The 2569-nt window shown below is 41.3% G+C and carries 3 protein-coding genes; all 3 read left to right on the top strand.

The window, feature by feature from the left end; all coding sequences use genetic code 11:
- Positions 1-149: 149 nt before the first annotated feature.
- The 3 genes from QZT26_RS17195 to QZT26_RS17185 all read left to right on the top strand — a co-directional run bounded on the left by QZT26_RS17195 (position 150) and on the right by QZT26_RS17185 (position 2446).
- The gene (locus QZT26_RS17195; RefSeq protein WP_099325956.1) at positions 150-641 is read left to right on the top strand and encodes a rubrerythrin family protein; all 492 of its coding nucleotides are present in this window, start codon (positions 150-152) and stop codon (positions 639-641) included.
- A 105-nt stretch (positions 642-746) separates the two neighbouring features.
- Positions 747-1961, top strand: a complete 1215-nt coding sequence (locus QZT26_RS17190) for a pyruvate synthase (RefSeq protein WP_164995444.1) — start codon at positions 747-749, stop codon at positions 1959-1961.
- Between the two features lie 314 nt (positions 1962-2275).
- Positions 2276-2446: a hypothetical protein gene (locus QZT26_RS17185; protein ID WP_197705211.1), complete on the top strand. Its 171-nt coding sequence runs from the start codon at positions 2276-2278 to the stop codon at positions 2444-2446.
- Positions 2447-2569: the final 123 nt, after the last annotated feature.

The raw sequence follows: 2569 nt of genomic DNA, 5'->3' as shown, positions 1-2569 counted from the left end.
TTTAAAGTAGTACAATAGCGCTACCACAATTGCTAAAAAACGGATATCTGTTATCGCTTTTTGCCAATCTTGGTAGTGGAAAATACTGATTTTCGCATTGCGAAAATCGTTTGCAGGATTTAGGTATCATTTTTAAAGGAGGATTCATTATGGCGACTACCGATGATTTAAAAGAGGCGTTTGCAGGAGAATCGCAAGCGAACAGAAAGTATCTTGCTTTTGCAAAAAAGGCTGAAGAGGAAGGATATGCTCAGGTTGCAAAGCTTTTTCGTGCTGCTGCCGAAGCCGAAACCGTACACGCCCACAGTCACCTTCGTGCTTTAGACGGAGTCCGCAGTACGAAAGAAAATATCCAGGAAGCAATAAACGGCGAAACGTATGAATTTACCAAAATGTATCCTGGAATGATCGAAAATGCAAAAAAAGAGGGCCATAAAAAAGCGGAGCAGAGTTTTGCCTTCGCAAATAAAGTGGAAAGTATTCATGCAAATCTTTACAAAAGAGCATTAAATAATCTGGGGGATAATGAAATTGTGGACTATTATGTGTGTCAGGTCTGCGGCAATACTGTTGAAAAAGCAGCTCCTGATACATGTGAGATATGCGGTGCTCCCAGGAATAAGTTTAAGTTGGTGGGATAAAGATTTTACCCCATTCCGTAAAACCTCAACCAAAAAGACTTTAACCACGAAGAAAAACTTACAAAAACGAGGTTTTTACAGAGGAATACTGTAATAAAGAGAGATATGTCTATTGACAATAAAAGGGAAATGCTAACGGGCAATGCTGCCGCGGCATGGGGTGCGCGACTGGCGGAAGTTGACTATGTTCCAACATATCCGATCACTCCACAAACGGAGATAATCGAAAAACTGGTGTATTGGATAAATAATGGAGAAATGGACGCCATGTTTGTCTCCCTGGAATCGGAACATTCAATGATTACCGCCGCTGGCGCAGCGAATGTAACGGGGGTAAGGGTTTTTACCGCAACGTCAAGCCAGGGCCTTCTGTACGGCTACGAAATGCTTTACACCGTGGTAGGATGGCGCGCCCCTTTTGTTATGGTAAATGTCTCCAGGGGCTTATCTGCGCCGATAACACTTGAACCGGACCACAACGATATTCTCTCCGCACGTGATACAGGTTTTTTACAGATTCACTGCGAGTCGTGCCAGGAAATTTTAGATTCGATTTTGATTGCGTATAAATTGGCGGAAGATGAGCGAGTCCTCTTGCCGGTGCTTGTCAATTTTGATGGTTTCCATCTTTCTTTTACGAGAGAACCGGTTGAAATACCCGATATCAAAGAAGTGAGAAGTTTTCTACCTGCGTATACCTCCAGGCATGCATTTTTCAAGGCAAGCCAGCCATCGTCACAAGGCGTAGCTGTGCTGGGCGGGTTTGCATATACGTATTTCAAATACCAAATGCATCTTGCCAGCAGAAATAGTCTCAATGTTTATAAAGAAATTGCCGGGGAATTTGAAGATGTGTTCGGAAGGCGCCATGGTGTTGTAGAGGAATTTATGATGGAGAATGCAGAATATGTATTAATCATGACAAATTCCTTTTCCACCATTGGAAAGGCAGCAGTTAAAAAAGCAAGGGCAAAGGGCATTCGCATCGGCCTTCTGAGAATAAGGATGATAAGACCGTTCCCTGGAACTGACATTCAGGCGGCACTTAGAGGGAAGAAGGCCGTTGCAGTGTTTGATCAGAATATAAGCGTTGGAAAAGGCGGTATTTTGTTTTCAGAAATTGCCGGTTGTATGTATAACGAAAGGGAAAGGCCTGTATTACTTTCTTTTATTGGCGGCCTTGGCGGCAAAAACGTAAGTCCGGAAGAATTTGAAGTGATTTTTGCACATTTGCAAAAGGCAAACAAAACAGGCGCGACTTCAGATCCATACCTTCTTTATACAAAAGAAGAATGGAACGGAATGGAATGGAAAATTTGAAAAAAATCGCCGGTAGAAATGGTTAACATAGGGAAAAACCACATTTTTGAAATTCCTAACATGGCATAGCCAGAGCCAAACAAGCACGAAATAAAAAATACGAAATTCGAAGTGCGAAATACGAAACAAATTTCAAAATACAAAATCCCAACCTGCCTTTACATTGCACGCAGACAGGTGAAAAAAACCGGGTTTTAAACATTAATATTCTAGTTATCAAGCCGGAGCTTTAGTATTTCAAATCATTTTGTCGTTAGAATTTGTTTTGGGTTTCGGATTTCACCAAATTTATAAGGGTGTGATTTTGTATAAAGATGAATACTATTAAATCTATTCGCGATATTCCTTTGCATGAGAATATTTATCCCGGTACCCCTGCATGTGCGGGTTGTGGCGGGCTTTTATCATTGAGGCACTGCCTAAAGATTTTGGGGGAAAATATTGTTATCGTCAATGCTGCGGGATGTTTTACCCTTTTGTCGTAACTATTCAGCGAAAATAATTTAGAATTTGCTTGACAGCAGAAATGTTACAAACAAGCAATTTACCTGGTAGTGTATGTATATGTTTGTAAATGCGTTAAAACCAGGCAGCAAGATGCCGTGCAT

Source organism: uncultured Candidatus Kuenenia sp. (assembly GCF_900696675.1).
GTDB classification, from domain to species: Bacteria; Planctomycetota; Brocadiia; order Brocadiales; family Brocadiaceae; genus Kuenenia; species Kuenenia stuttgartiensis_A.
This window is presented reverse-complemented; position numbering and strand designations above follow the sequence as displayed.

What these genes read in the sequence shown, in the direction of transcription:
- QZT26_RS17190 (WP_164995444.1), top strand. Translation starts at nt 747, where the DNA reads ATGTCTATTGACAATAAAAGGGAAATGCTAACGGGCAATGCTGCCGCG.
- QZT26_RS17185 (WP_197705211.1), top strand. Translation starts at nt 2,276, where the DNA reads ATGAATACTATTAAATCTATTCGCGATATTCCTTTGCATGAGAATATT.
- QZT26_RS17195 (WP_099325956.1), top strand. Translation starts at nt 150, where the DNA reads ATGGCGACTACCGATGATTTAAAAGAGGCGTTTGCAGGAGAATCGCAA.